The organism is Lysinibacillus sp. COL-1, assembly GCF_059814265.1.
In genome coordinates, this window is sequence record NZ_JCAWSJ010000004.1 from 3,434,315 (window position 1) to 3,460,800 (window position 26,486).

Here is a 26,486-nt window from a genome sequence, read left to right on the forward strand (position 1 = left end):
TTGGAGCGGGTGATGGGAATCGAACCCACGACATCAGCTTGGAAGGCTGAGGTTTTACCATTAAACTACACCCGCATAAATGGTGGGTCAGGACGGAATCGAACCGCCGACACTTAGAGCTTCAATCTAATGCTCTACCAACTGAGCTACTGACCCATTTCGTCCATGCTAAGCTTATTTTCTTTTGCTTTTCATATCTTCTTATGAAAATAATGGCGGTCCCGACCGGGATCGAACCGGCGATCTCCTGCGTGACAGGCAGGCATGTTAACCGCTACACCACGGGACCATTTGGTTGCGGGGGCCGGATTTGAACCAACGACCTTCGGGTTATGAGCCCGACGAGCTACCACTGCTCCACCCCGCGATAATTTTATACGGTTTCGAGTTTTTAAAGCACCATTTATAAAGATTTAAAACTGGAGGAGGTAGAGGGATTCGAACCCCCGCGCGGTGTTACCCGCCTGTCGGTTTTCAAGACCGATCCCTTCAGCCAGACTTGGGTATACCTCCGTTGCAATATATAAATGGTGGACCTTGCAGGACTCGAACCTGCGACCGGACGGTTATGAGCCGTCTGCTCTAACCAACTGAGCTAAAGGTCCTTTAAGATGGCGGCAGAGGGGATCGAACCCCCGACCTTACGGGTATGAACCGTACGCTCTAGCCAGCTGAGCTACGCCGCCAGGATCTTTATACTGGTTAATTTATTATGGTGGAGCCTAGCGGGATCGAACCGCTGACCTCCTGCGTGCAAGGCAGGCGCTCTCCCAGCTGAGCTAAGGCCCCATAATTTCTTTGGAAATGGTCGGGAAGACAGGATTCGAACCTGCGACCCCTTGGTCCCAAACCAAGTGCTCTACCAAGCTGAGCTACTTCCCGTTCTTTTTGGCGCGCCCGACAGGAGTCGAACCCATAACCTTCTGATCCGTAGTCAGACGCTCTATCCAATTGAGCTACGGGCGCATTAAAAATGGTGCCGAGGACCGGAATCGAACCGGTACGGTAGTCACCTACCGCAGGATTTTAAGTCCTGTGCGTCTGCCAGTTCCGCCACCCCGGCACATTTGGAGCGGAAGACGAGGTTCGAACTCGCGACCCCCACCTTGGCAAGGTGGTGTTCTACCACTGAACTACTTCCGCATGTGCATAAGTTTTTTTATCTGGCAATGAAATAATGGTGCGGGTGAAGGGAGTCGAACCCCCACGCCTTGCGGCGCTAGATCCTAAGTCTAGTGCGTCTGCCAATTCCGCCACACCCGCTTATTATTATTTAAAAATGGTGAGCCATGAAGGACTCGAACCTTCGACCCTCTGATTAAAAGTCAGATGCTCTACCAACTGAGCTAATGGCTCTAAAAAAATGGTGCCGGCTATAGGAATCGAACCCACGACCTACTGATTACAAGTCAGTTGCTCTACCTGCTGAGCTAAACCGGCATATGGTGGAGGATGACGGGCTCGAACCGCCGACCCTCTGCTTGTAAGGCAGATGCTCTCCCAGCTGAGCTAATCCTCCTGGGTATTATGCCTAGCGACGTCCTACTCTCACAGGGGGAAGCCCCCAACTACCATCGGCGCTAAAGAGCTTAACTTCCGTGTTCGGTATGGGAACGGGTGTGACCTCTTTGCCATCATCACTAGACTTGCACATGGATGTGCTGGCTTCTGCGTTCTTAGCAGAAGTTTCTTTATGTATCTTGTTTTGAAGTTGTTTACCTGTCCTTCAAGACAAGAATTATTGTATAACGTTTTCTCACATTGTGCAATACTTTTTTATAAAAAAAAGAAATTATTACTTTTTGAAGTTATTTTTGCTAAGTAAGAGAAAATATTGCCCTGCAAAATATTATAACAATTGTTGTTTCAAAAGAAAACAATTATTTTATTTCACCTATTTTCTTAGCTTATAATCTATTTCTAAACAAGGAAAGGGTATAGAAAACCCTTCACTTGTTGTTTCATTAAATAGTTAAAAGCTCTTGTTTCAATCTTAGAATTTCTTCAAATGTTGTGGAAGCTCCAAAAGATAGTCTAAAAAATTGGCGTGCTGCTTCCAAAGAGTAACCCATTGATAAAATGGCTTTCGTTCCAGATTCACTATGAATATCACATGCACTACCCGTCGAAATACAGATTCCTGCCTCATTTAACTTTAAAAGAACATATTGTCCCTCTATTTTATCCATCATTACGCCACAAATAGTAGGCAATTGTTGGTTACATTCTATTAATTGGCATGTTTCAGGCAAATTGTTTTTCAAAAATCTTCTTAAAGTCTCATAATGTTGTCTTTCATATTGATAGTTTTCAATTGCTGCCGCAAAGGCTACAATTGCTGGTGTATCTAATGTGCCGCCTCTTAAACCCCTCTCATGAGTCACACCCGGTGTTAAGGCAGGTACTCGGAGCGCAGGATTCAGATAGACAGCACCACACCCCTTTGGTCCACCTATTTTATGAGCTGAGATTGTGATGGCATCTACTCCACTTGGTATAGCAAGCTTCCCAAATGATTGTACACAGTCAATATGGCTGAAAACATCAGATTTTTTAGCCATCTCTATTATTTTCTCTACAGGCTGAATAGCACCAATTTCAGAATTGACATGTTGAATTGTAATCAAAGCCGTATCTTTGCGGATTGCTTGCTGTAATTGTTCAAGGTCAATCCATCCATCCATCTGTAAAGGCAATTTTGTCACTATAAAACCCATTTTCTCAAGCGTATTCAATGCTGCATGCACAGACGTATGCTCAGCTTGAGATGAAATAATGTGTTTTCCTTTTTTAGAGGCTAGCGCTAATGACAAGATAGCCAGGATATTTCCTTCTGTCCCGCTCCCTGTAAAAATAATACCGTCACTATTTACGCCTAAAGCATTGGCTACAACCTCTCTTGATTGCTGGACAAAATAATAGGCTTGTCCTCCTAAATCATGAAGACTTGCACTATTTCCATAATAACGCTGTGCTACCTCTACATAAGCTGCAAGAGCCTCCTTCGTCATCGGTGATGTCGCAGCATAATCCATATAAATCATTGTCTTCTCCCTCTCTAGTTCATCAAGTCTTGTTTTCTTTTTTATTTTATGTAAAGATAAGTGTCAAGACAACTGTAAAGAGGGTATAACTATGGATGTAAAGGCAGATGTCCTTATAATCGGCAGTGGAATTGCTGCACTTCAAGCTGCTTTACTGCTCGAAGAACATTTTCAAGTACAAATTGTTACAAAATCATCTCTTTATATGAGTAGTTCTTATCGTGCACAAGGTGGCATCGCTGCTGTTACAAGTGAGAAAGATCATATTGAACACCACATTGCTGATACATTGAAAGCTGGAGAATATCATCACGAGAAAAAACATGTTACTACACTCATAGAAGATGGCACTAAAATCATGCAGAAATATTTAAAGACTGGTCTCCCTATCGATCGTCATGTTGATGGAAAACCGGCTCTAGGACTCGAAGGGGCACATAGTCATCATCGTATTCTACATGCAGGTGGTGATCGTACTGGTCAAATTTTCATAGATTACTTACTTCATAAACTTTCGCCTAAAACAAAGGTGAATTGTTATGAAATGGCTTATGAGCTTTTACGGAATACAGATGGTGACTGCATAGGCGCACTTACCAAAGGACAAAAAGGCATTACACGCTATTTGGCCCATCATGTCATTTTAGCGACAGGTGGTGCAGGTGCACTCTATTCAAGCACATCTAATTGTCCAACCAATACAGGTGACGGCATCGCGTTAGCATTTCGCGCAGGTGCTGCCATCAGTGATATGGAATTTATGCAGTTCCACCCTAGTCTGCTTTGGTGTGAAAATGAGGCGAAGGGATTAGTTTCCGAAGCTGTTCGAGGTGCTGGTGGCATCTTTGTCGATGCACAGCGTCAGCCCATTATGACAGGCTTACATGCCCAACTTGACTTAGCACCAAGACATATTACGGCACTTGCACTTTTTAAAAAACGTGCTGCTGGTGAGGAGACGTTTATTGATATTACTAACATTCAAAATTTTGAAGTGAAATTCCCAACAATTGCTCAGCTTTGCTATGACAATCAAGTTTATTTACAAGATGGCTTAATTCCTGTAGCTCCAGGAAGTCATTTCTTAATGGGGGGCGTTATTGCTGATGACAAAGGAAGAACCACTATACCTAATCTATATGCAGTGGGGGAAGTTGCCTGTACAGGTGTCCATGGTGCGAACCGTTTAGCAAGTAACTCCCTATTGGAAGGTATTACGTTTGGGCAAAGAATGGCTCAGTTCATCATTCAACATGGTTGCCATCAAAAAAATTTCACACATGACCACCATCAATGTGCTGAAATAATGCCATCTTTATTTAGCAAACAGCAGTTACAGCAATACATGATGCAGTTTTTAGGCATCGTGCGAAACGTTAATGACTTGCAGCATTTTATTCAGCAATTACCCTCCTTACAATCACTTCTTTATACGAATCTAAAGGGTCTAGAACAAGCTGAATTGGAACTATTTATGATGCATGTTGTTGCAACATTAATGGCACATGCTGCAATTACACGAACGGAAACGCGTGGTGCTCATATTCGTACGGATAAATTAGAAATGGACGCACACTGGGCAAGTCGTTGGATTATTTTTTCGCAAGGCCAAATGAAAGTGAGGAACTCATTGTATGAATATCATCAAACTCGAGGAAATGCTCAAGCAATTTTTTAATGAGGATTTAGGTGATGGGGATTTATCGAGTGAATATATCTTTTCAGCTGAACAGCAGGGATCATTTTCTTTTTATGCTAAAGAAAATGGGGTTTTCTGCGGGGCGCTCATTATTGAGTATGGCTTTCACTTACTCGATCGATCAATAAAAATCCAACTTCTAAAAAAAGATGGAGAGACAGTAAAGACCGGTGATGTGCTTGCTGTGGTAAAGGGACCCTTACAAAAATTATTAATAGGTGAGCGCGTTATATTAAATCTTATTCAGCGTATGTCCGCTATTGCGACAGCGACCCATCATGCCGTTCGAGAAACAGCTGGTACGCATGCGAAAATATGTGATACGCGTAAAACCATGCCTGGATTGCGTATGTTGGATAAATATGCTGTTAGAATCGGTGGTGGCTTTAATCATCGTAATGGCCTGTATGATGCCATCATGCTAAAGGATAACCACATTGCCTTTGCTGGTAGCATTACAAAAGCTGTTCAGGCTGCTAGAGCAAAAGTCGGTCATACTGTAAAAATCGAAGTGGAAATTGAAACAAAGGACCAGCTAGAAGAAGCCATCATTGCTGGAGCAGATATTATTATGTTTGATAACCGTAGTCCAGAAGAAATAGGAGCATGGCTTCCCACTGTCCCTTCTTCTATTGTGACAGAGGCATCAGGAGGCATCACACTTGAAAATTTAAAGGCCTATGCACAATCAGGTGTTCAGTTTATTTCACTTGGTTCATTAACGCATTCCGTTAAAGCCTTTGACATTAGTGCACTCGTTCAAATGAAAGGAGATCATTCCCTTGTCCATAACTAGTTTATTACAACAAACGACACTACTTCCAGAGCATTACCGGGCATTATCCGTAAAGGAAATGGAATCTCGTATTTTATCAATAAAGCAAAAATTAGGATCTAAACTATTTATACCAGGACATCATTATCAAAAAGATGAAGTCATTCAATTTGCAGATGCAACTGGTGATTCCCTACAGTTAGCTCAATTATCTGCCGCAAACAAGGAAGCTGAGCATATCGTATTTTGCGGTGTGCATTTTATGGCTGAAACTGCTGATATGCTGACAACGAAGCAGCAACATGTCTATTTACCAGATATGCGTGCAGGTTGTTCAATGGCTGATATGGCTGATATTTATCAAACAGAACAAGCATGGCCGATTCTTCAGCAACTCTTTGGTGATACAATTATCCCGCTAACTTATGTCAATTCAACTGCTGCCATTAAAGCCTTTACGGGAAGACATGGTGGTGCCTGTGTCACTTCATCGAATGCTAAGGAGCTTGTTCAATGGGCATTTACACAAAAACAGCGTATTTTCTTTTTACCTGACCAACATTTAGGAAGAAATACTGCCTATGATTTAGGTATTCCACTTAAAAATATGGCTGTTTGGAATCCCCATAAGAATATACTTGAAACAAATGAGCCGCTTGAGAACATTCAGGTTATTCTATGGAAAGGTCATTGCTCTGTACATGAAGGATTTACGGTTCACCATACGGAGGTCGTTCGCAAAGAACATCCAACTATGCAAATTATTGTTCACCCTGAATGCAGTCGTGAAGTTGTAGCAGCTGCTGATGATGCAGGTTCCACAAAATACATCATTGAGACAATCAATCGTGCACCAAGCGGATCGGCATGGGCTATTGGAACAGAAATGAATCTTGTCAATCGCATAATGAAGCAGCATCCAGATAAACATATTATCTCTTTAAATGAAAATTTTTGTCCTTGCTTAACAATGAATCGCATTGACCTTCCCCATCTGTTGTGGAGCTTAGAAAGTATTGAGCAGGGGCAACCACATAACCGTATCCAAGTAGATGAATATACTACAGCTGAAGCACTTAGCTCTCTCGAAAGAATGCTAGCACGAGGATAATTAGGTTGCTTTAAAAGCAGAGATGGTGTAAAAAAACGTCTCTGCTTTTTATGTTCATATAACATCTATTTTGAATAGCTTAAACAACTGCCATTTTCAAATGCATCATCATCGATCCAATCAAAGAATATCCATCTATTGCTGAAATTGACATGGCTTTATGCTCTATGCTACTGTCGATTTGGAGGTGAAAATAAATGGCTTTTCAATCGAAAAATATTTTTATCAATTTACCAGTGAAAGATCTAAACAAATCCATCAACTTCTTTAAGGAACTAGGCTTTGAGTTCAATCAACAATTTAGCGATGAGACTACAGCCTCAATGATTATTAGTGAAAATATCTTCGCATTAATGATGGTGGAAGAACGATTCAAAGGGTTTAGTAAGAAGGAAATTACAAATACTGCTACGTCTGCAGAAGCAATTTTATGTCTATCTGCTGAAAATCGAGAGCAAGTAGATCAATTAGTAAATAAGGCACTGGCCTCCGGTGGTAAATCTTATAGTGAACCCCAAGATCATGGGTTTATGTATGGCTGGGGATTTCAGGATGTAGATGGGCATATCTGGGAAGTAGTTTATATGGATGAAAATGCATTGAATCAAGAGTAATATTTATATCTATGAATATGAAAAAACAGTAGATGCGTGTGCATCTACTGTTTTTTAGTATGACCCGTACGGGATTCGAACCCGTGTTACCGCCGTGAAAGGGCGGTGTCTTAACCACTTGACCAACGGGCCAATGGCGGAGAAGGAGGGATTTGAACCCTCGCGCCGGTTACCCGACCTACACCCTTAGCAGGGGCGCCTCTTCAGCCTCTTGAGTACTTCCCCACATAAAAATGGCTCCGAAGGCAGGACTCGAACCTGCGACAACCTGATTAACAGTCAGGTGCTACTACCAACTGAGCTACTTCGGAATAATAATGGGCCTAAATGGACTCGAACCATCGACCTCACGCTTATCAGGCGTGCGCTCTAACCAGCTGAGCTATAGGCCCTTGGAGCGGGTGATGGGAATCGAACCCACGACATCAGCTTGGAAGGCTGAGGTTTTACCATTAAACTACACCCGCATAAATGGTGGGTCAGGACGGAATCGAACCGCCGACACTTAGAGCTTCAATCTAATGCTCTACCAACTGAGCTACTGACCCATTTCGTCCATGCTAAGCTTATTTTCTTTTGCTTTTCATATCTTCTTATGAAAATAATGGCGGTCCCGACCGGGATCGAACCGGCGATCTCCTGCGTGACAGGCAGGCATGTTAACCGCTACACCACGGGACCATTTGGTTGCGGGGGCCGGATTTGAACCAACGACCTTCGGGTTATGAGCCCGACGAGCTACCACTGCTCCACCCCGCGATAATTTTATACGGTTTCGAGTTTTTAAAGCACCATTTATAAAGATTTAAAACTGGAGGAGGTAGAGGGATTCGAACCCCCGCGCGGTGTTACCCGCCTGTCGGTTTTCAAGACCGATCCCTTCAGCCAGACTTGGGTATACCTCCGTTGCAATATATAAATGGTGGACCTTGCAGGACTCGAACCTGCGACCGGACGGTTATGAGCCGTCTGCTCTAACCAACTGAGCTAAAGGTCCTTTAAGATGGCGGCAGAGGGGATCGAACCCCCGACCTTACGGGTATGAACCGTACGCTCTAGCCAGCTGAGCTACGCCGCCAGGATCTTTATACTGGTTAATTTATTATGGTGGAGCCTAGCGGGATCGAACCGCTGACCTCCTGCGTGCAAGGCAGGCGCTCTCCCAGCTGAGCTAAGGCCCCATAATTTCTTTGGAAATGGTCGGGAAGACAGGATTCGAACCTGCGACCCCTTGGTCCCAAACCAAGTGCTCTACCAAGCTGAGCTACTTCCCGTTCTTTTTGGCGCGCCCGACAGGAGTCGAACCCATAACCTTCTGATCCGTAGTCAGACGCTCTATCCAATTGAGCTACGGGCGCATTAAAAATGGTGCCGAGGACCGGAATCGAACCGGTACGGTAGTCACCTACCGCAGGATTTTAAGTCCTGTGCGTCTGCCAGTTCCGCCACCCCGGCACATTTGGAGCGGAAGACGAGGTTCGAACTCGCGACCCCCACCTTGGCAAGGTGGTGTTCTACCACTGAACTACTTCCGCATGTGCATAAGTTTTTTTATCTGGCAATGAAATAATGGTGCGGGTGAAGGGAGTCGAACCCCCACGCCTTGCGGCGCTAGATCCTAAGTCTAGTGCGTCTGCCAATTCCGCCACACCCGCTTATTATTATTTAAAAATGGTGAGCCATGAAGGACTCGAACCTTCGACCCTCTGATTAAAAGTCAGATGCTCTACCAACTGAGCTAATGGCTCTAAAAAAATGGTGCCGGCTATAGGAATCGAACCCACGACCTACTGATTACAAGTCAGTTGCTCTACCTGCTGAGCTAAACCGGCATATGGTGGAGGATGACGGGCTCGAACCGCCGACCCTCTGCTTGTAAGGCAGATGCTCTCCCAGCTGAGCTAATCCTCCTGGGTATTATGCCTAGCGACGTCCTACTCTCACAGGGGGAAGCCCCCAACTACCATCGGCGCTAAAGAGCTTAACTTCCGTGTTCGGTATGGGAACGGGTGTGACCTCTTTGCCATCATCACTAGACTTGCACATGGATGTGCTGGCTTCTGCGTTGCAACATGGATGTTGCGTTCTTAGCAGAAGTTCCTTTATATCAGCTTCAAAATAAATGGTGTCTTGAAGCTCTCTTTTTTGAAAGAGTTGTTCTTTCAAAACTGGATAAACGGTTCATTGAATGGTTCAAACATTTTGGTTAAGTCCTCGATCGATTAGTATTCGTCAGCTCCATGTGTCACCACACTTCCACCTCGAACCTATCTACCTCATCGTCTTTGAGGGATCTTACTTACTTGCGTAATGGGAAATCTCATCTTGAGGGGGGCTTCATGCTTAGATGCTTTCAGCACTTATCCCGTCCACACATAGCTACCCAGCGATGCCTTTGGCAAGACAACTGGTACACCAGCGGTGTGTCCATCCCGGTCCTCTCGTACTAAGGACAGCTCCTCTCAAATTTCCTACGCCCACGACGGATAGGGACCGAACTGTCTCACGACGTTCTGAACCCAGCTCGCGTACCGCTTTAATGGGCGAACAGCCCAACCCTTGGGACCGACTACAGCCCCAGGATGCGATGAGCCGACATCGAGGTGCCAAACCTCCCCGTCGATGTGGACTCTTGGGGGAGATAAGCCTGTTATCCCCGGGGTAGCTTTTATCCGTTGAGCGATGGCCCTTCCATGCGGAACCACCGGATCACTAAGCCCGTCTTTCGACCCTGCTCGACTTGTAGGTCTCGCAGTCAAGCTCCCTTGTGCCTTTACACTCTACGAATGATTTCCAACCATTCTGAGGGAACCTTTGGGCGCCTCCGTTACCTTTTAGGAGGCGACCGCCCCAGTCAAACTGTCCGCCTGACACTGTCTCCTGCCCCGCTAAGGGGCATGGGTTAGAATTTCAATACAACCAGGGTAGTATCCCACCGACGCCTCCTTCGAAGCTGGCGCTCCGAGATCTCTGGCTCCTACCTATCCTGTACAAGTTGTACCAAAATTCAATATCAGGCTACAGTAAAGCTCCACGGGGTCTTTCCGTCCTGTCGCGGGTAACCTGCATCTTCACAGGTACTATAATTTCACCGAGTCTCTCGTTGAGACAGTGCCCAGATCGTTACGCCTTTCGTGCGGGTCGGAACTTACCCGACAAGGAATTTCGCTACCTTAGGACCGTTATAGTTACGGCCGCCGTTTACTGGGGCTTCAATTCGCAGCTTCGCTTGCGCTAACCACTCCTCTTAACCTTCCAGCACCGGGCAGGCGTCAGCCCCTATACGTCACCTTACGGTTTTGCAGAGACCTGTGTTTTTGCTAAACAGTCGCCTGGGCCTATTCACTGCGGCTCTCATGCGCTTGCACGCTCAAGAGCACCCCTTCTCCCGAAGTTACGGGGTCATTTTGCCGAGTTCCTTAACGAGAGTTCTCTCGCACACCTTAGGATTCTCTCCTCGACTACCTGTGTCGGTTTGCGGTACGGGCACCTCTCACCTCGATAGAGGCTTTTCTTGGCAGTGTGAAATCAGGAACTTCGTCCATACGGACTCGCCATCACAGCTCAACGTTACAGTGTGCGGATTTGCCTACACACACGCCTTACTGCTTGGACGCGCATAACCAACAGCGCGCTTACCCTATCCTACTGCGTCCCCCCATTTCTCAAACGGTGAGGAGGTGGTACAGGAATATCAACCTGTTGTCCATCGCCTACGCCTATCGGCCTCGGCTTAGGTCCCGACTAACCCTGAGCGGACGAGCCTTCCTCAGGAAACCTTAGTCATACGGTGGACGGGATTCTCACCCGTCTTTCGCTACTCATACCGGCATTCTCACTTCTAAGCGCTCCACCAGTCCTTCCGGTCTGACTTCAACGCACTTAGAACGCTCTCCTACCACTGACATCGTAGATGTCAATCCACAGCTTCGGTGAATCGTTTAGCCCCGATACATTTTCGGCGCAGCGTCACTCGACCAGTGAGCTATTACGCACTCTTTAAATGATGGCTGCTTCTAAGCCAACATCCTGGTTGTCTGTGCAACGCCACATCCTTTTCCACTTAACGATTACTTTGGGACCTTAGCTGGTGGTCTGGGCTGTTTCCCTTTTGACTACGGATCTTATCACTCGCAGTCTGACTCCCGTGTATAAATATCTGGCATTCGGAGTTTGTCTGAATTCGGTAAACCGGGATGGCCCCCTAGTCCAAACAGTGCTCTACCTCCAGTATTCTCATCACGAGGCTAGCCCTAAAGCTATTTCGGAGAGAACCAGCTATCTCCAAGTTCGATTGGAATTTCTCCGCTACCCACACCTCATCCCCGCACTTTTCAACGTGCGTGGGTTCGGGCCTCCAGTAAGTGTTACCTTACCTTCACCCTGGACATGGGTAGATCACCTGGTTTCGGGTCTACGACCACGTACTATTTCGCCCTATTCAGACTCGCTTTCGCTGCGGCTCCGCCTTCTAAAGCTTAACCTCGCACGTAATCGTAACTCGCCGGTTCATTCTACAAAAGGCACGCTATCACCCATTAACGGGCTCTAACTACTTGTAGGCACACGGTTTCAGGATCTCTTTCACTCCCCTTCCGGGGTGCTTTTCACCTTTCCCTCACGGTACTGGTTCACTATCGGTCACTAGGTAGTATTTAGCCTTGGGAGATGGTCCTCCCGGATTCCGACGGAATTTCACGTGTTCCGCCGTACTCAGGATCCACTCAGGAGAGAACGAACTTTCGACTACAGGGCTTTTACCTGCTCTGGCGGACCTTTCCAAGTCGCTTCATCTAACTCGCTCTTTTGTAACTCCGTATTGAGTGTCCTACAACCCCAAGAGGCAAGCCTCTTGGTTTGGGCTCTTCCCGTTTCGCTCGCCGCTACTCAGGGAATCGATTTTTCTTTCTCTTCCTCCAGGTACTTAGATGTTTCAGTTCCCTGGGTCTGCCTTCAAGACGCTATGTATTCACGTCAAGATACTACGCGATTAAACGTAGTGGGTTCCCCCATTCGGAAATCTCCGGATCAAAGCTCACTTACAGCTCCCCGAAGCATATCGGTGTTAGTGCCGTCCTTCTTCGGCTCCTAGTGCCAAGGCATTCGCCGTGCGCCCTTAATAACTTAACCTAACGGCTTTCAATACACATCACATTTCGTTGTCAGCTTCACTCGTTCAATCAGTCACGTACTCAAGTACGCTCCTTCATTCACTCGATTGCTTCCTAGAACTGCTCGTGTCTTGAAACCCTTTTAATGTTATTAAGCCTATAAAAAACTTAAAAAATAAATGTGTTTGTTACAATTTCAATGTCGTTTTATCCAGTTTTCAAAGAACAAAGCTACTGCCTGCTTCTACATCTCGCAGCTTTGCGACGAAAGCGTAGCGACAGGAGCACATAATTAGAAGTAATTCATTCAAGAAGAATGAACCTTCAAAACTGAACGCAAAACGTAATCTTACAAACCCTAGGTTTGTATTCCGAAATAATCCTTAGAAAGGAGGTGATCCAGCCGCACCTTCCGATACGGCTACCTTGTTACGACTTCACCCCAATCATCTATCCCACCTTCGGCGGCTGGCTCCAAAAGGTTACCTCACCGACTTCGGGTGTTACAAACTCTCGTGGTGTGACGGGCGGTGTGTACAAGGCCCGGGAACGTATTCACCGCGGCATGCTGATCCGCGATTACTAGCGATTCCGGCTTCATGTAGGCGAGTTGCAGCCTACAATCCGAACTGAGAACGACTTTATCGGATTAGCTCCCTCTCGCGAGTTGGCAACCGTTTGTATCGTCCATTGTAGCACGTGTGTAGCCCAGGTCATAAGGGGCATGATGATTTGACGTCATCCCCACCTTCCTCCGGTTTGTCACCGGCAGTCACCTTAGAGTGCCCAACTAAATGATGGCAACTAAGATCAAGGGTTGCGCTCGTTGCGGGACTTAACCCAACATCTCACGACACGAGCTGACGACAACCATGCACCACCTGTCACCGTTGCCCCCGAAGGGGAAACTATATCTCTACAGTGGTCAACGGGATGTCAAGACCTGGTAAGGTTCTTCGCGTTGCTTCGAATTAAACCACATGCTCCACCGCTTGTGCGGGCCCCCGTCAATTCCTTTGAGTTTCAGTCTTGCGACCGTACTCCCCAGGCGGAGTGCTTAATGCGTTAGCTGCAGCACTAAGGGGCGGAAACCCCCTAACACTTAGCACTCATCGTTTACGGCGTGGACTACCAGGGTATCTAATCCTGTTTGCTCCCCACGCTTTCGCGCCTCAGTGTCAGTTACAGACCAGATAGTCGCCTTCGCCACTGGTGTTCCTCCAAATCTCTACGCATTTCACCGCTACACTTGGAATTCCACTATCCTCTTCTGCACTCAAGTCTCCCAGTTTCCAATGACCCTCCACGGTTGAGCCGTGGGCTTTCACATCAGACTTAAGAAACCACCTGCGCGCGCTTTACGCCCAATAATTCCGGACAACGCTTGCCACCTACGTATTACCGCGGCTGCTGGCACGTAGTTAGCCGTGGCTTTCTAATAAGGTACCGTCAAGGTACAGCCAGTTACTACTGTACTTGTTCTTCCCTTACAACAGAGTTTTACGAACCGAAATCCTTCTTCACTCACGCGGCGTTGCTCCATCAGGCTTTCGCCCATTGTGGAAGATTCCCTACTGCTGCCTCCCGTAGGAGTCTGGGCCGTGTCTCAGTCCCAGTGTGGCCGATCACCCTCTCAGGTCGGCTACGCATCGTCGCCTTGGTGAGCCGTTACCTCACCAACTAGCTAATGCGCCGCGGGCCCATCCTATAGCGACAGCCGAAACCGTCTTTCAGTGTTTCACCATGAGGTGAAACAGATTATTCGGTATTAGCCCCGGTTTCCCGGAGTTATCCCAAACTATAAGGTAGGTTGCCCACGTGTTACTCACCCGTCCGCCGCTAACGTCGAAGGAGCAAGCTCCTTCTCTGTTCGCTCGACTTGCATGTATTAGGCACGCCGCCAGCGTTCGTCCTGAGCCAGGATCAAACTCTCCATAAAAGAAATTTGAATAGCTCAAATTGTTTTGCTGGCATCATTTTGATGTCCAAAATTTTGTTTCGTTCACTAACCGAAGTTAGTTACTGAAAACTTTATTGATTACGTTTTGCTTGTTCAGTTTTCAAGGTTCATTTTATTCAAGTCGTTTTCAGCGACTTTATTATCATATCTTGTTCACAACAAGAAGTCAACAACTTTTTAAAACTTTATTTTCAAGCGTTCCTTCTTGTTAAGGACAAGTAATAATATATAATATAGCATTATAAAAATCAAGCATTTTTCGTAAAAAAATTAAAAATCTTTTTAACATCGATGACAAACAATAGAATCCCTGCTAATACAATCAATCCACCAATGATTTGTGTCATAATCAAATACTCTTTAAATATCAGCAAGGCTAAAAGAGCTGCCCCTACAGGTTCAAATAATATAGCGATTGAAACAACATTCGTACTAACATATTTAATAGACCAATTAAATAGAGTATGACCCAATAAATTAGGGACTAACGCTAATAAGAAAAACCATAACCAATCCATCGAAGAGTATGGACCAAAAGATTCTCCTTTAATCAATACATAAAAAAGTAAAGTAATGGTACACACAACATACACAACCATCGTATACGTCATTAAAGATAATCTTTTACGCACATCCTGTCCTAATAGAAAATAAGCCGTAGCAAGCGCACAAGCAATGAGCGCAAGTATATCTCCATAAAAAGCTGTTCCACTTACTTTAAAATCTCCCCAACTGATTAACACACTACCTACTATAGCGATGGTACCTGCAACGATCGTTTTCTTTGTTATCTTCTCTTTAAAGAAAAAGTATGTTCCCACAAATGCAAACAACGGCTGTAATGTCACCAAAACTGTAGAGCTTGCTACTGAAGTATAGTTGAGTGATTCAAACCATAAAATAAAATGGAAAGCTAAAAAGATTCCCGCAACTGAAGAAAATAACCAATCACGTCTCCTTAAAGCTGTTAACTCCTTTGTATACTTCCTCAAAAATAACGGTGCCATTATTAAAACAGAAAATAGCATACGATAAAAAGCTATGATGCCAGCTTCCGCTGATGCTAATTTCACAAAAATAGCGGACATGGATACTGAAATAACACCAATTACGATTGGGATGTATGGATGAATTTTAGGTTGCTCCAAAAATCTCACCTCCATCATTGATGCCTCGCGCGTAATATTCTAACTGAATCCCCAGAAGCTATTACGTCTTGTAACAACAGTTAATTGATCTGCCTCATGCAAACACATTACCTTAGCACATAGGTTCCCCTATTTCACCAGGTGTTTGAATCCCCGCTGAAAAAACAAGCTCCACTCCATTCATTACAAGAAGGAGATTTTCTATGTCTGATACTTCTCTTTCATTTCAAAAAAACATCTGCTTAATCAAGAAAAAAATAATTATATTTCCTTACTTCCATGATGTACAATACAAAAAAGTAATGCACATATAATAATGACAGCTTGCATATCTCTTAGCAATACGAAATATCTATGGAGGGTTGTGTATGGAAACATTATTGGAAAATATGATTACATATGAAGTTGGCATAAAATTAATTATTGCAGCCACATTAAGTTTAGTGATCGGTATCGAAAGGGAATTAAAGAAGAAGCCAGTTGGATTAAAAACCAGTTTAGTTATTGCTACTTTCAGCTGCCTATTAACCATCATCTCCATTGAAACAGCATACTCAACTCCTTCCAGAGAAGATATTAATATTACGATGGATCCTCTCCGTTTAGCTGCACAAATTGTCAGCGGGATTGGGTTTCTTGGAGCAGGTGTCATTTTAAGACGTGGCAATGATAGCATTACGGGATTAACAACTGCAGCCATGATATGGGGAGCCGCTGGTATCGGTATTGCAGTTGGTGCAGGATTTTATATGGATGCAACGCTAGCTGTCGTAATTATTGTGTTCGGCATTGAAATACTATCGCCTTTCCTGATGAAAATTGGACCTAAGCGAATTCGAATGCGAGAAATTTTATTAAAAGTCCAAATTGATGATGACAACCATACGGAATCATTTCTATTATTTTTAAAGGACAACAACATTATCATCGAAAATATCCGCATTAAAGATGTACCTTTAAAAAATGATAATGTTTTACATGAATTGGACTTGCGGCTATCCTTAATTGTCTCTGATAACCTATTATCATTTTATCGTTCATTACGAGCACTATCTTATATAGAAAAAATCGAAATGGAAATTTTAAACTAGTTGGAGGATTTTTTATGGCAGAACTATTAAAATTACTAAAGGATGGCAACAAACCCTCCCTATTGGCAGCATGTGTCAACACCTTTTTAGGAATCATCAAAGGAGTCGCCTTTTTCTTAACTGGTAATGTTGCCATGTTTGCAGAAATGATGCACTCTCTCGGTGATGCAGCAAACCAATTATTTGTGTATATAGGCTCAGCACTTTCAAAAAAGGCACCTACAAAACAATTTCCCGGTGGTTTCGGTCGAATTGTCAATTTAGTCTGCTTATTTGCTGTCATTATTGTAGCTATCCTTTCTTATGAAACGATAAAAGAAGGTTGGCATCATTTTATTCATCCTACAGGAGAGTCTAGTGGAATACTAATTGCACTCGGGGTATTATTCATAGGGATTGTTTTAGAGGGTACAGTGCTTGCCAAAGCAGCTGCTGAAGTGCTGCATGAAGCGGGTCAAGAAAAAGCAGGTCTCTCCACAATTCCAAAAGCGTTTTCTTATTTAAATCGTGCAAAGCCTGCAACCAAATTAGTCTTTATGGAAGATTTAGTTGCTACTAGCGGAAACTTTTTAGCCTTTGCTGCCATTTTAATTGCCTACTTTACTGGTTGGGGCCGAATAGAAGGTCTTGTTTCGATGATTATTGGCGCGATGATGTTTTATGTTGTCGGTAAAGTATTTCTAGATAACGCTCGTGGCGTCATTGGGGAGACTGACGAGGAAATGTTAAATCACATCGCCCATATTGTAATGGATGATCCCAATATTAAAGATATCTTCCGCCTTGAAGTAATTAAAGAAGGAGAATTTTTGCATGTCGAATTAGTAGCTGAAGCGGATCCTCATTTATCGCTGGCTTTTTTAGATGACGTACGTGACCATTTAACAGAGGTCATCTTAAGCCAAAAAGGGGTATCGAAAGTAGCGATTTTATTTGATGAAGATGATGGAAAAACAAATTGGGTACATGTTAACGAAAAACCAAAAGACACCATATAATCATTTAAAGAAAACAAATAGCCAATTGCCATATTTCAGGCAGTTGGCTATTTGTTATACTGGTATTAAACAATCTCGTTTGACATAATTTTCAACTTCATTTTGATAATCAGGTATATCCTCGTACCCAACAAAGACATGGTTGGTAATCATAAAAGTAAGCAGTCTGTCACAGGCTATCGCCTTTCTCTTCCCCCTTTGTAGAATGATGATTTTCGAAAATTGTAATGAAGCTTGACGGTTAGCTAAAGCATATTCATTAGCATTTTGAATTTCTCTGCCATCCGTATGACAACCTAATACAAAATGTCCAGCAAAAGAATCCTTTAAAACATTTGGATGCATGGATTGATAGTGCACCTCTGCAATCGAATCTTCTCTGTTCATGAATTGATGGGCCACCAGATAATGTTTTAAAGCACCTTTTAAATCAATTGCGATAAATGTATCCGCTAAAATTGTTCGATAATACACAGAGACAATTTCAGCTTCTCCTAAATAAGGCTTTACTTCTACAACAATTTCTCCAGAAGGACGAACAAATAATTGTACAATTGCTTTATTTACACCATCCGAAAAATGAATAATCGTTTGCCCAAAACGTAAGCTTTTGAAAAATATACTTTGATCATCAATGTATCCTGTGATAATTTTATTATTTTCAATTTGTAGAGATTTCGCTTCAATTCCCAATACTTCTACACAATTTTGCATTTTATAAACATGCTGTTGAAATGGTATCTCCACACAATTTAATGTAACAATGCGCTTCTCTAACAATCGTTTCAACATTTGATCCCTCTCCCCTTTGTTTTAAATTGTCATTATTTTAATAAAGATGGCTGAACAATTTCTGAACATCTTTACATCATTCGAGCAATTACGACAAAAATACTTTTCTTCTTATTCAAAAGTAATATTGTTTTCAATAATTAACCAATAATTCAATTTTCACATGACTTTTCTCACCTAAAAATAATAGAAATAATATTTCTACCATCTTATTCATCTATCTATTTCACTATATCGCAGGACTTAAGAAACTTCTACGACAAAATTCAACATGAATCGTTAATTTTTCTTAACATTTCGATTCATGAAACCTAAAAAAAAACAATGCGTGCAAGACCATAAATCATAGCCTCACACTCATTGTTTTAAAGAGAATTTTGTAAAATGGTTCTTACATCTTCCTCTTGCAGTTTATTAAAGTTTCCAAAAGGACCGTTCTGCATAGCATGCTCTACAATCTGTTGGAATTTCGAATCATCAATATCATAATCAGCCAAGCGATTAGGCGCCCCTAATGACGTCCAAAATGCTGATAGACGATCGATTCCTTCGTAAGCAACTTCTTCTACTGTCTTGCCTGTTGCGTCGACCCCAAATACACGTGTTGCTATACCCGCAAAACGCTCAGGATTCACAGGCACATTTAAACGCATCCAATGTGGCTGGAGGATAGCTAATCCCCCTGCATGTGGAATATCGTATACAGCGGATACAGCATGCTCAATATTATGAGATGCCCAATCACCACGAGAGCCGATTGATAAGAATCCATTTAAACCAATTGTCCCCGCCAATAAAATCGTTTCACGTAATGTCGTACTCTCTAAATCCTCAAGTAATTTGGGCGCTGTCGTAATAACCGTTCGTAATACTCCTTCACACATTTCATCTGTAATCGGGGTATTCGTTGTGTTATGGAAATATTGTTCGAAAACATGTGACATCATATCAACGATTCCATAAACGGTGTGGTTTTTAGGTACCGTCACCGTATAGACTGGATTCAGTATTGAAAATTTCGGGAATGTCGCTGGGCTACCCCAGCTTAGTTTTTCTTCGGTAGCTGCATTGGTAATAACAGATCCTGAGTTCATTTCAGAACCAGTAGCTGCAAGCGTTAATACCGTTCCTAACGGTATGGCTTGCTCTACAATTACCTTACGTTTTACGATATCCCAAGCATCACCATTATATTTTGCACCGGCAGCAATTAATTTGGAACAATCAATAACAGAGCCGCCACCAATAGCTAGCACTAAATCAATGCCTTCAGTTTTACAAATTTCAATACCACGTCTCGCTGTTTCCACACGTGGATTTGGTTCAACACCACTTAATTCAACTATTGTTTTATTTGCCTGTTGTAATTTCTCTATAACAGCATTGTAAACACCATTTGCTTTGATGCTTCCGCCACCATAGACAACTAGTACCTTCTCGCCATATTGCGCTAATTCGTTCGGTAATTTTTCCAGTGCATCTTCACCAAAATGGAGCTTCACTGGGTTAAAAAATGTAAATGAATCCATTTAATTCGCCCCTTTCTAGTTGGATTTTCTCATATTTATATTGGAGAAAGCAAAGATTAAACGCCGACTTTGCAATCATAATACTAGTGATTGTTCAGATTTTGTTGAGTCACCCTCTATATAAATGGAATATTGCGTATACTTATTACGTCATTACTACTTAGATTAGTACAACAGCGCCTCGAGTACCTTATTCAAACAAATAAACAAGAAAAAACGAGTCACCCCATTAATATAGGAATGACTCGTTTCATTTATCTTCTACTTAAACCCATCCACGGAAGCGTGAAGCTTCAGCAGTACGGCGAACACCTACCATGTAAGCCGCTAAGCGCATGTTGATGTTACGTGTTGTTGCTGTTGTATAAACATTGTCAAATGCTTCAACCATTTTTTTGTATAGACGCTCTTCAACTTCTTCTTCTGTCCAATAATAACCTTGGTTATTTTGTACCCATTCAAAGTAAGAAACTGTCACACCACCAGCAGAGGCTAATACGTCTGGTACAAGTAAAATGCCACGTTCTGTTAAGATTTTAGTTGCTTCAGATGTTGTTGGACCGTTTGCTGCTTCTACTACGATAGTGGCTTTAATATTGTGTGCATTGTCAGCAGTAATTTGGTTTTCAATAGCAGCTGGCACTAAAATATCACAATCAAGCTCTAATAATTCTTTGTTTGAAATCGTATTTTCAAATAAAGTTGTTACTGTTCCGAAGCTATCACGACGATCTAATAAATAGTCGATATCTAAACCTTCAGGATCATGCAGTGCACCATAAGCATCTGAAATACCGATTACTTTTGCACCTAAATCATGCATGAATTTCGCAAGGAAGCTACCTGCATTACCAAATCCTTGAATCACAACGCGAGCACCTTTAATGTCAATGCCACGTTTTTTTGCTGCTTCTTCGATTACGATTGTAACACCTTGTGCAGTCGCACGATCACGACCTTGAGAACCACCAAGTACTAGTGGCTTACCAGTGATGAAGCCTGGAGAGTTGAATTCATCCATGCGGCTATATTCATCCATCATCCATGCCATAATTTGTGCATTTGTAAATACGTCTGGCGCAGGAATATCTTTTGTTGGTCCTACGATTTGACTTACTGCACGTACATAACCACGGCTTAAACGTTCGATTTCGCCCATGGACATTTGACGAGGATCACAAATGACACCGCCTTTACCACCACCGTATGGTAGATCGACAATACCACATTTCAATGTCATCCACATTGAAAGCGCTTTAACTTCCTCCTCAGACACTTGTGGGTGGAAACGAACCCCACCTTTAGTTGGTCCTACAGCATCATTATGTTGTGCACGGTAACCAGTAAATACTTTTGTTGTACCATCATCCATTTTCACTGGAATGCGTACTTGTAGCATGCGAAGCGGTTCTTTTAGTAATTCATACATTGCTTCATCATAGCCAAGTTTATTTAGAGCATCTTGAATGACATCTTGTGTTGATGTGAAAAGATTTAAGTTTTCAGACATATTAAATCGCCTCTTTGTTTTTTTTAATGATAGTATATCGGCATCATTGTAACATACTTCCGAATTAAAATGTGAACATTTTGTTAAAGTTTAAATACTTTTTCAATTTGTTCAATTGACCAATCTAAATCCTCTTGAGAAATAACAAGTGGTGGTGCAAAACGAATAACTGTATCATGTGTTTCTTTACATAATAGACCTAATTCTTTTAGTTTTTCACAGTATGGACGCGCTGCCTCTGTTAATTCCATACCGATAAATAAGCCACGACCACGTACTTCTTTAATAACCGGGTTGTTAATTTCTCTTAATTTACCTTTGAAATATTCACCAAGGTCATGTGAACGTTCTGCTAATTTTTCATCTAATAACACTTTAATTGATGCAATTGAAACTGCACAAGCTAAAGGATTTCCACCGAAAGTTGAACCATGAGAACCTGGGTTGAATACGCCTAGGATATTACGGTTTGCAGCCACACAAGAAATAGGGAATACACCGCCACCTAGTGCTTTACCTAAGATGTACATATCTGGTTCTACTTCTTCCCAATCACAAGCAAACATTTTACCAGTACGTGCTAGACCTGCTTGAATTTCGTCAGCAATGAATAATACGTTGTTTTCACGGCAAAGTTCACGAGCAGCTTTTAAGAAGCCTTCTGTTGGAATGACAATACCAGCTTCGCCTTGAATTGGTTCGATTAAGAATGCTGCAGTGTTTGGTGTAATAGCTGCTTTTAATGCTTCAAGATTACCATAGTCTACTAATTTAACGTTTGGTAACATTGGACCGAAGCCACGACGGTATTCTTCGTCAGAAGATAAAGATACAGCAAGCATTGTACGACCGTGGAAGTTACCATTACATGCAATAACTTCAGCCTTGCCATCTTCTACGCCTTTTACATCATATGCCCAACGACGAGCTGCTTTAAAGGCAGTCTCTACTGCTTCAGCACCAGTATTCATTGGTAAGACCATTTCTTTATTTGTTAATTTTCCTACTAGCTCATACCATTCACCAAGATTTTCGCTGTAAAATGCACGTGAAGTTAACGTTACTTTATCAGCTTGTTCTTTTAAAGCAGCAATAATTTTTGGGTGACGGTGTCCTTGGTTTACAGCTGAATAAGCTGATAGCATATCTAAATATTTGTTGCCCTCTGGATCTTTAACCCAAGCACCCTCAGCCTCTGAAATTACGATTGGCAGTGGATGATAGTTTGCTGCACCATAATTTTGTGTTTGTTCAATAACTTGTTGAGTTTTTGTCATATCCTATTCTCTCCTTACTAAATCATGATGAAAAATCTATGGAAGATAGGGACTATGTATCTCTATGAGTAGAATAATTAAGAATTCAGCAACAATTCAACCATAAATTTGCTCACTTCTCCAAAATAAACTACCTCGTCATGAGTGTCTACGGTTTGAGCCAGGGATAGTATTACCTGGAGAAGTTTTGCAAATCCTGTCATAATGCTTTAATTTCTACTTATTAGAGTAGCCCTAACGTCAATATAAAATTAAAGCATTTCTGAAGTTGTTTTTGCTTGCATATGCAGTTGTAGGTAGTCTGGGCCACCTGCTTTTGAGTCTGTACCTGACATGTTGAAGCCACCAAATGGTTGGTAGCCAACGATGGCACCTGTACAGCCACGGTTGAAGTAAAGGTTACCTACATGGAATTCTTCACGTGCTTTTTCTAAGTTCACACGGTTTTTCGTGATGACTGCACCTGTTAAACCGTATTCTGTATCGTTCGCAATTTCAATAGCGTGATCGAAATCTTTTGCTTTTGCGATCGCTACCACTGGCCCGAAGATTTCTTCTTTCATAATACGTGCAGAAGGTTCTACGTCTGCGAACACAGTTGGCTGTACGAAGTAACCAACTGAATCATCTGCTGTACCACCAGCCACTAGACGACCTTCACCTTTACCGATTTCGATGTATTCCGTAATTTTGTTGAATGCCGCTTGGTCAATAACTGTTGCCATGAAGTTGCTGAAATCTGTTGGATCTCCAACTGTTAAAGCATTTGTTAATTCTTCTACACGATTAACAACTTGCTCATATACATCTTCTACGATGACTGCACGAGAACAGGCTGAACATTTTTGACCTGAGAAGCCAAATGCTGATTTGACGATTGATTGTGCAGCTAATTCTAAGTCTGCTTCTTTATCAACTACGATTGTATCTTTTCCGCCCATTTCAGCGATGACACGTTTAATCCAAATTTGACCATCATTTAATACAGAAGCACGTTGGTTGATACGTAAACCAACATCACGTGAACCTGTGAAGCTGATGAAGCGTGTTTTTGGATGATCAACTAAGTAGTCGCCTACTTCAGCACCAGAACCTGGTACGAAGTTCACAGCACCTGCTGGAAGACCTGCTTCTTCTAATACTTCGATAAATTTATACGCCACTACTGGTGTTGTAGAAGCTGGTTTTAATAAGACTGTGTTCCCTGTTACTAAAGCGGCCACTGTTGTACCAGCCATGATAGCAAATGGGAAGTTCCAAGGAGAAATAACGATACCGATTCCTAATGGAATATAGTCATAACGGTTGTATTCGCCTGGACGGCTTTCTACTGGTTGACCGCCTTTAATGCGTAGCATTTGGCGACCATAGTATTCCAAGAAGTCGATTGCTTCCGCTGTATCTGCATCTGCCTCTGCCCATGGTTTCCCTGCTTCTTTTGTTAATAATGCAGAGAATTCATGTTTACGACGACGAATAATAGCTGCTGCTTTGAACAAAACGTCAGCACGAATCGCAGGGTCAACTTTTTTCCATGTTTTGAATGTTTCATCCGCTGCTTGCATCGCTTTTTCAGCTAACTCTTTGCTTGCTTTTGACACACGGCCGATCACTTCTGTTTTCTTTGCAGGATTGTACGAAACGATTTTATCTTCTGTTGTAATGCGCTCGCCACCAATAATAAGTGGGTAGTCTTGACCTAAGTAACCTTCAACTTTATTTAAAGCCTCCACATAAGCATTGTAGTTTGCCTCTTGTGAAAAATCTGTGAATGGTTCGTGTTTGTATGGAATCATACTTAATCCTCCCTTGTGAGATGTATTTGGGTATGCAAAAAACATTGACGCAAAATATCTTTGCGTATAAAATATTCTTACACTTATTATAATGCAAAATTTCGTTGCATATTTCAAGTAAAAAATTTTTGAGGTGCACATTTTTATGAAAAATTCTGAACCTTTACTACCTTTTTATGAGTTTATTGCAACAAATGTATCCGTTGGTATCCATGCAGTAGACCTATCTGGTAAAACAATTATTTACAATACAAAAATGAAAGAAATTGAAGGATTTCATTTTGATGAACTTGCGGACCGTTCCATTATTGAAATGTTTTCGTTCCGTCAACACGAAAGTACATTAATGCGTGTTTTACAAACAGGAAAAAAGGAAATCAATGTTAAACAATCCTATTGGAATAAAAATGGTCATGAAATTACAACAATCAATGATACTTTTCCACTTTTTGTGGAAGGTAAACTCATCGGGGCAATAGAATTTGCTCGAGATATTACCTCACTTGAAAAGCTTGTTTATCAACCCCTTCGTCGTTATGATGAACCATTAACATTTGATATGATTAAAGCTGATTCAGAATCAATGAAGCAGGTTATCGAGAATGCTAAAAAAGCAGCAGCCGTAAAATTACCTGTATTATTAATTGGTGAATCTGGCACAGGGAAAGATTTAGTGGCTGAAGGAATCCACCATGCAGCCTCTCCAGATCCTGAAGCTTTTGTGACGCTTGTCAGCCGCCGTTCTGCTCAATCCGTGCTGGATAAATTACAGCAACTGTTAGAAGAAGATACGGACTATACCTTTTTCTTTGAACGCATAGATTTTTTGAGCTTAGACATTCAGGAACAACTTTTAGCTATACTACAATCCCTTCCACAGTCCAAATATATGCTGATTGGAAGTGTGGGCAGTGACCCCATTACATTGATCGCTGAAAAAAAGCTGTCTAAGTCACTTTATTATTTCTTTGCAACAATGGCTATTACCATTCCTAATTTAACGGATCGAAAAGAAGATATTCTTCCATTTGTCGATGATTATTTTACTCGACATCGAGAACGCTTTGCCTCCCAAGTCACTGAACTTGCACCAGATGTACAGGAATTATTTTTACAATATGATTGGCCAGGAAATCTTAAGGAACTTGAGCTGCTGTTGGATGAAATCGTTTCATTTATGACAACAGAGTCAACGGTTACTTCAGATTTATTGCCACTCCATTTCCGCTTCAAGGTACAACAGCAAGACACAAACAACCGTGAGCCAGAATTTTTTATGTTTCATCAAAATCATGAAGTCATGCCACTGGATGCTTATTTGCGTGAAGCCGAATCATATTATGTGCAAAATGTCTTAAATTTATATGAGGGCAATATTACAAAAGCAGCGAATGCACTTGGCATGAGTCGCCAAAACCTGCAATATCGAATCCGAAAAATAAAAAAACAATAGCAAAAAAACGAGGATCCCTTCCGTCGAAAGTATCCTCGTTTTTTTAGTGTCCTGATTGTTCGATCCAGTCTTGCAACTTATCTTTTAAGGAATTAAAACCATTTGCATCCGATTCATCTACACGGTCCTGCAATGTTTTACGCGGCGGTGCATCTTTTTTTCGTACTGATGTGGGGCGTTCCTGTAGCGCTCTCATCGATAAACTAATTTTTTCGGCCTCTTCATCGATTTCAAGAATTTTTACTTCTACTTCCTGCCCAACAGCTAAAAACTCACTAACGTCTTTAACAAAGCCGTACGTTATTTCCGAAATATGCACAAGGCCTTGCGTATTGTCATCTAGTGCTACGAATGCACCGTATGGTTGAATACCTGTAACTTTTCCGGTCAACACGTCTCCTAATTCATATTTTTTTACCATAACCTTTGCCCACTTTCTTTTTGTTTGCTACGTATATATCGCTTAAATTATAACATACGTGTAAAAACGGGGCAAAAAATCTCCTTACTCGGAAATGGCCGTAATGATGCAACGTTCTCCGCCTTTTTCTGTAGACATTGTACTTAGCTGGAAGGTT

The 26,486-nt window shown here is 42.4% G+C and carries 15 protein-coding genes, 36 tRNA genes and 4 rRNA genes; 7 read left to right on the forward strand and 48 right to left on the reverse strand.

The features are described from left to right. Position 1 precedes the first annotated feature (1 nt). The 18 genes from AC6BKE_RS25105 to AC6BKE_RS25190 form a co-directional block, all read right to left on the reverse strand. Positions 2-75: transfer RNA gene (locus AC6BKE_RS25105), tRNA-Gly, on the reverse strand. A gap of 5 nt (positions 76-80) precedes the next feature. Further along, a tRNA-Phe gene (locus AC6BKE_RS25110) sits at positions 81-156 on the reverse strand. Positions 157-213: 57 nt separating this feature from the next. Then, positions 214-289, reverse strand: a tRNA-Asp gene (locus AC6BKE_RS25115). A gap of 3 nt (positions 290-292) precedes the next feature. Next, positions 293-367: transfer RNA gene (locus AC6BKE_RS25120), tRNA-Met, on the reverse strand. 53 nt (positions 368-420) lie between these two features. After that, positions 421-513, reverse strand: a tRNA-Ser gene (locus AC6BKE_RS25125). 15 nt (positions 514-528) lie between these two features. Continuing rightward, positions 529-605: transfer RNA gene (locus tag AC6BKE_RS25130), tRNA-Ile, on the reverse strand. A gap of 7 nt (positions 606-612) precedes the next feature. Further along, a tRNA-Met gene (locus AC6BKE_RS25135) sits at positions 613-686 on the reverse strand. Between the two features lie 27 nt (positions 687-713). Next, a tRNA-Ala gene (locus tag AC6BKE_RS25140) sits at positions 714-789 on the reverse strand. 16 nt (positions 790-805) lie between these two features. After that, positions 806-882 (reverse strand) — tRNA-Pro (locus tag AC6BKE_RS25145). A 7-nt stretch (positions 883-889) separates the two neighbouring features. Continuing rightward, positions 890-966, reverse strand: a tRNA-Arg gene (locus AC6BKE_RS25150). 8 nt (positions 967-974) lie between these two features. Continuing rightward, positions 975-1,063 (reverse strand) — tRNA-Leu (locus AC6BKE_RS25155). Between the two features lie 5 nt (positions 1,064-1,068). Continuing rightward, positions 1,069-1,143: transfer RNA gene (locus AC6BKE_RS25160), tRNA-Gly, on the reverse strand. A 35-nt stretch (positions 1,144-1,178) separates the two neighbouring features. Continuing rightward, positions 1,179-1,263, reverse strand: a tRNA-Leu gene (locus AC6BKE_RS25165). Between the two features lie 17 nt (positions 1,264-1,280). Further along, a tRNA-Lys gene (locus AC6BKE_RS25170) sits at positions 1,281-1,356 on the reverse strand. A gap of 8 nt (positions 1,357-1,364) precedes the next feature. After that, positions 1,365-1,440: transfer RNA gene (locus AC6BKE_RS25175), tRNA-Thr, on the reverse strand. Between the two features lie 3 nt (positions 1,441-1,443). Beyond that, positions 1,444-1,519, reverse strand: a tRNA-Val gene (locus tag AC6BKE_RS25180). 10 nt (positions 1,520-1,529) lie between these two features. Beyond that, positions 1,530-1,645, reverse strand: a 5S ribosomal RNA gene (gene rrf / locus AC6BKE_RS25185). 319 nt (positions 1,646-1,964) lie between these two features. Further along, positions 1,965-3,035: a cysteine desulfurase family protein gene (locus AC6BKE_RS25190; RefSeq protein WP_082673677.1), complete on the reverse strand. Its 1,071-nt coding sequence runs from the start codon at positions 3,033-3,035 to the stop codon at positions 1,965-1,967. A gap of 100 nt (positions 3,036-3,135) precedes the next feature. On the opposite strand from AC6BKE_RS25190, the gene nadB reads away from it, so the two are divergent. The 4 genes from nadB (at position 3,136) to AC6BKE_RS25210 (ending at position 7,243) form a co-directional block, all read left to right on the forward strand. Beyond that, entirely contained in the window at positions 3,136-4,722 is a 1,587-nt protein-coding gene (nadB, locus tag AC6BKE_RS25195) for an L-aspartate oxidase (protein ID WP_342535049.1), read from the forward strand. Continuing rightward, positions 4,679-5,539, forward strand: coding sequence for a carboxylating nicotinate-nucleotide diphosphorylase (nadC, locus tag AC6BKE_RS25200; protein WP_089935049.1), 861 nt, complete (start codon positions 4,679-4,681; stop codon positions 5,537-5,539). The genes nadB and nadC overlap by 44 nt, the downstream gene beginning before the upstream one ends. Beyond that, the gene (nadA, locus tag AC6BKE_RS25205; protein WP_058843236.1) at positions 5,526-6,629 is read left to right on the forward strand and encodes a quinolinate synthase NadA; all 1,104 of its coding nucleotides are present in this window, start codon (positions 5,526-5,528) and stop codon (positions 6,627-6,629) included. Before nadC ends, nadA begins: the two co-directional genes overlap by 14 nt. Positions 6,630-6,826: 197 nt before the next feature. After that, entirely contained in the window at positions 6,827-7,243 is a 417-nt protein-coding gene (locus AC6BKE_RS25210; protein ID WP_141905951.1) for a VOC family protein, read from the forward strand. Positions 7,244-7,303: 60 nt separating this feature from the next. Here AC6BKE_RS25210 and AC6BKE_RS25215 read toward each other — a convergent pair. The 24 genes from AC6BKE_RS25215 to AC6BKE_RS25330 form a co-directional block, all read right to left on the reverse strand. Beyond that, positions 7,304-7,375: transfer RNA gene (locus AC6BKE_RS25215), tRNA-Glu, on the reverse strand. Between the two features lie 2 nt (positions 7,376-7,377). Next, a tRNA-Ser gene (locus AC6BKE_RS25220) sits at positions 7,378-7,468 on the reverse strand. A 9-nt stretch (positions 7,469-7,477) separates the two neighbouring features. Next, positions 7,478-7,554 (reverse strand) — tRNA-Asn (locus AC6BKE_RS25225). Positions 7,555-7,561: 7 nt separating this feature from the next. Further along, a tRNA-Ile gene (locus AC6BKE_RS25230) sits at positions 7,562-7,635 on the reverse strand. Between the two features lies 1 nt (position 7,636). Then, positions 7,637-7,710 (reverse strand) — tRNA-Gly (locus AC6BKE_RS25235). A 5-nt stretch (positions 7,711-7,715) separates the two neighbouring features. Continuing rightward, positions 7,716-7,791 (reverse strand) — tRNA-Phe (locus AC6BKE_RS25240). A gap of 57 nt (positions 7,792-7,848) precedes the next feature. Next, a tRNA-Asp gene (locus tag AC6BKE_RS25245) sits at positions 7,849-7,924 on the reverse strand. A gap of 3 nt (positions 7,925-7,927) precedes the next feature. Beyond that, positions 7,928-8,002 (reverse strand) — tRNA-Met (locus AC6BKE_RS25250). A 53-nt stretch (positions 8,003-8,055) separates the two neighbouring features. After that, positions 8,056-8,148, reverse strand: a tRNA-Ser gene (locus AC6BKE_RS25255). 15 nt (positions 8,149-8,163) lie between these two features. Beyond that, positions 8,164-8,240: transfer RNA gene (locus tag AC6BKE_RS25260), tRNA-Ile, on the reverse strand. A gap of 7 nt (positions 8,241-8,247) precedes the next feature. Next, positions 8,248-8,321: transfer RNA gene (locus AC6BKE_RS25265), tRNA-Met, on the reverse strand. A 27-nt stretch (positions 8,322-8,348) separates the two neighbouring features. Continuing rightward, positions 8,349-8,424: transfer RNA gene (locus AC6BKE_RS25270), tRNA-Ala, on the reverse strand. Between the two features lie 16 nt (positions 8,425-8,440). Then, a tRNA-Pro gene (locus AC6BKE_RS25275) sits at positions 8,441-8,517 on the reverse strand. Positions 8,518-8,524: 7 nt separating this feature from the next. Further along, positions 8,525-8,601 (reverse strand) — tRNA-Arg (locus tag AC6BKE_RS25280). A gap of 8 nt (positions 8,602-8,609) precedes the next feature. Continuing rightward, positions 8,610-8,698: transfer RNA gene (locus AC6BKE_RS25285), tRNA-Leu, on the reverse strand. Positions 8,699-8,703: 5 nt separating this feature from the next. Beyond that, positions 8,704-8,778: transfer RNA gene (locus tag AC6BKE_RS25290), tRNA-Gly, on the reverse strand. Positions 8,779-8,813: 35 nt separating this feature from the next. After that, positions 8,814-8,898 (reverse strand) — tRNA-Leu (locus tag AC6BKE_RS25295). Between the two features lie 17 nt (positions 8,899-8,915). Beyond that, positions 8,916-8,991 (reverse strand) — tRNA-Lys (locus AC6BKE_RS25300). 8 nt (positions 8,992-8,999) lie between these two features. Further along, positions 9,000-9,075: transfer RNA gene (locus tag AC6BKE_RS25305), tRNA-Thr, on the reverse strand. 3 nt (positions 9,076-9,078) lie between these two features. Next, positions 9,079-9,154 (reverse strand) — tRNA-Val (locus tag AC6BKE_RS25310). A 10-nt stretch (positions 9,155-9,164) separates the two neighbouring features. Next, positions 9,165-9,280, reverse strand: a 5S ribosomal RNA gene (gene rrf, locus AC6BKE_RS25315). 165 nt (positions 9,281-9,445) lie between these two features. After that, a 23S ribosomal RNA gene (locus AC6BKE_RS25320) occupies positions 9,446-12,373 on the reverse strand. A gap of 368 nt (positions 12,374-12,741) precedes the next feature. Further along, positions 12,742-14,293 (reverse strand): 16S ribosomal RNA (locus AC6BKE_RS25325). The 16S, 23S and 5S rRNA genes sit together here with 20 tRNA genes alongside, the layout of an rRNA operon. A gap of 269 nt (positions 14,294-14,562) precedes the next feature. Further along, the gene (locus AC6BKE_RS25330) at positions 14,563-15,462 is read right to left on the reverse strand and encodes a DMT family transporter (RefSeq protein ID WP_089935024.1); all 900 of its coding nucleotides are present in this window, start codon (positions 15,460-15,462) and stop codon (positions 14,563-14,565) included. 368 nt (positions 15,463-15,830) lie between these two features. On the opposite strand from AC6BKE_RS25330, the gene AC6BKE_RS25335 reads away from it, so the two are divergent. Both AC6BKE_RS25335 and AC6BKE_RS25340 read left to right on the forward strand, forming a co-directional pair. Beyond that, positions 15,831-16,553, forward strand: a complete 723-nt coding sequence (locus AC6BKE_RS25335) for an MgtC/SapB family protein (RefSeq protein ID WP_036119888.1) — start codon at positions 15,831-15,833, stop codon at positions 16,551-16,553. Between the two features lie 14 nt (positions 16,554-16,567). After that, positions 16,568-17,551 carry a cation diffusion facilitator family transporter gene (locus AC6BKE_RS25340; RefSeq protein ID WP_036119886.1) on the forward strand — a complete coding sequence of 328 codons (984 nt, stop codon included), beginning with the start codon at positions 16,568-16,570 and terminating at the stop codon, positions 17,549-17,551. Positions 17,552-17,605: 54 nt separating this feature from the next. Here the strand turns inward: AC6BKE_RS25340 and AC6BKE_RS25345 are convergent, their stop codons facing one another. From AC6BKE_RS25345 to pruA, 5 genes are all read right to left on the reverse strand, one after another. After that, a complete protein-coding gene (locus tag AC6BKE_RS25345; protein WP_499858218.1) occupies positions 17,606-18,343 on the reverse strand; it encodes a hypothetical protein in 738 nt (245 codons plus the stop codon). 365 nt (positions 18,344-18,708) lie between these two features. Beyond that, complete coding sequence (locus AC6BKE_RS25350; RefSeq protein WP_342503509.1) at positions 18,709-19,872, reverse strand: iron-containing alcohol dehydrogenase; 1,164 nt, start codon at positions 19,870-19,872, stop codon at positions 18,709-18,711. 265 nt (positions 19,873-20,137) lie between these two features. After that, positions 20,138-21,382: a Glu/Leu/Phe/Val family dehydrogenase gene (locus tag AC6BKE_RS25355; RefSeq protein ID WP_036119879.1), complete on the reverse strand. Its 1,245-nt coding sequence runs from the start codon at positions 21,380-21,382 to the stop codon at positions 20,138-20,140. Between the two features lie 83 nt (positions 21,383-21,465). Next, a complete protein-coding gene (locus AC6BKE_RS25360) occupies positions 21,466-22,659 on the reverse strand; it encodes an ornithine--oxo-acid transaminase (protein WP_036119876.1) in 1,194 nt (397 codons plus the stop codon). 251 nt (positions 22,660-22,910) lie between these two features. Continuing rightward, positions 22,911-24,455 (reverse strand): L-glutamate gamma-semialdehyde dehydrogenase, encoded by a 1,545-nt coding sequence (pruA, locus tag AC6BKE_RS25365; protein ID WP_036119871.1) that lies wholly within the window; start codon positions 24,453-24,455, stop codon positions 22,911-22,913. A 145-nt stretch (positions 24,456-24,600) separates the two neighbouring features. Between pruA and AC6BKE_RS25370 the strand changes: the two genes are divergently transcribed. Continuing rightward, on the forward strand, positions 24,601-25,908 hold the full coding sequence (locus AC6BKE_RS25370; protein ID WP_058844857.1) for an AAA-type ATPase lid domain-containing protein: 1,308 nt from the start codon (positions 24,601-24,603) through the stop codon (positions 25,906-25,908). A gap of 43 nt (positions 25,909-25,951) precedes the next feature. On the opposite strand, the gene yugI is transcribed toward AC6BKE_RS25370, so the two are convergent. Then, positions 25,952-26,329 carry a S1 domain-containing post-transcriptional regulator GSP13 gene (gene yugI, locus AC6BKE_RS25375; protein ID WP_036119858.1) on the reverse strand — a complete coding sequence of 126 codons (378 nt, stop codon included), beginning with the start codon at positions 26,327-26,329 and terminating at the stop codon, positions 25,952-25,954. Positions 26,330-26,486: the final 157 nt, after the last annotated feature.

Bases quoted from the DNA above. Each gene is read 5' to 3' on its own strand.
- AC6BKE_RS25340 (WP_036119886.1), top strand. From the start codon at position 16,568: ATGGCAGAACTATTAAAATTACTAAAGGATGGCAACAAACCCTCCCTA.
- AC6BKE_RS25190 (WP_082673677.1), bottom strand. From the start codon at position 3,035: ATGGATTATGCTGCGACATCACCGATGACGAAGGAGGCTCTTGCAGCT.
- nadB (WP_342535049.1), top strand. From the start codon at position 3,136: ATGGATGTAAAGGCAGATGTCCTTATAATCGGCAGTGGAATTGCTGCA.
- yugI (WP_036119858.1), bottom strand. From the start codon at position 26,329: ATGGTAAAAAAATATGAATTAGGAGACGTGTTGACCGGAAAAGTTACA.
- AC6BKE_RS25210 (WP_141905951.1), top strand. From the start codon at position 6,827: ATGGCTTTTCAATCGAAAAATATTTTTATCAATTTACCAGTGAAAGAT.
- AC6BKE_RS25360 (WP_036119876.1), bottom strand. From the start codon at position 22,659: ATGACAAAAACTCAACAAGTTATTGAACAAACACAAAATTATGGTGCA.
- AC6BKE_RS25355 (WP_036119879.1), bottom strand. From the start codon at position 21,382: ATGTCTGAAAACTTAAATCTTTTCACATCAACACAAGATGTCATTCAA.
- AC6BKE_RS25345 (WP_499858218.1), bottom strand. From the start codon at position 18,343: ATGTTGAAACGATTGTTAGAGAAGCGCATTGTTACATTAAATTGTGTG.
- AC6BKE_RS25335 (WP_036119888.1), top strand. From the start codon at position 15,831: ATGGAAACATTATTGGAAAATATGATTACATATGAAGTTGGCATAAAA.
- pruA (WP_036119871.1), bottom strand. From the start codon at position 24,455: ATGATTCCATACAAACACGAACCATTCACAGATTTTTCACAAGAGGCA.
- AC6BKE_RS25350 (WP_342503509.1), bottom strand. From the start codon at position 19,872: ATGGATTCATTTACATTTTTTAACCCAGTGAAGCTCCATTTTGGTGAA.
- AC6BKE_RS25370 (WP_058844857.1), top strand. From the start codon at position 24,601: ATGAAAAATTCTGAACCTTTACTACCTTTTTATGAGTTTATTGCAACA.
- nadC (WP_089935049.1), top strand. From the start codon at position 4,679: ATGAATATCATCAAACTCGAGGAAATGCTCAAGCAATTTTTTAATGAG.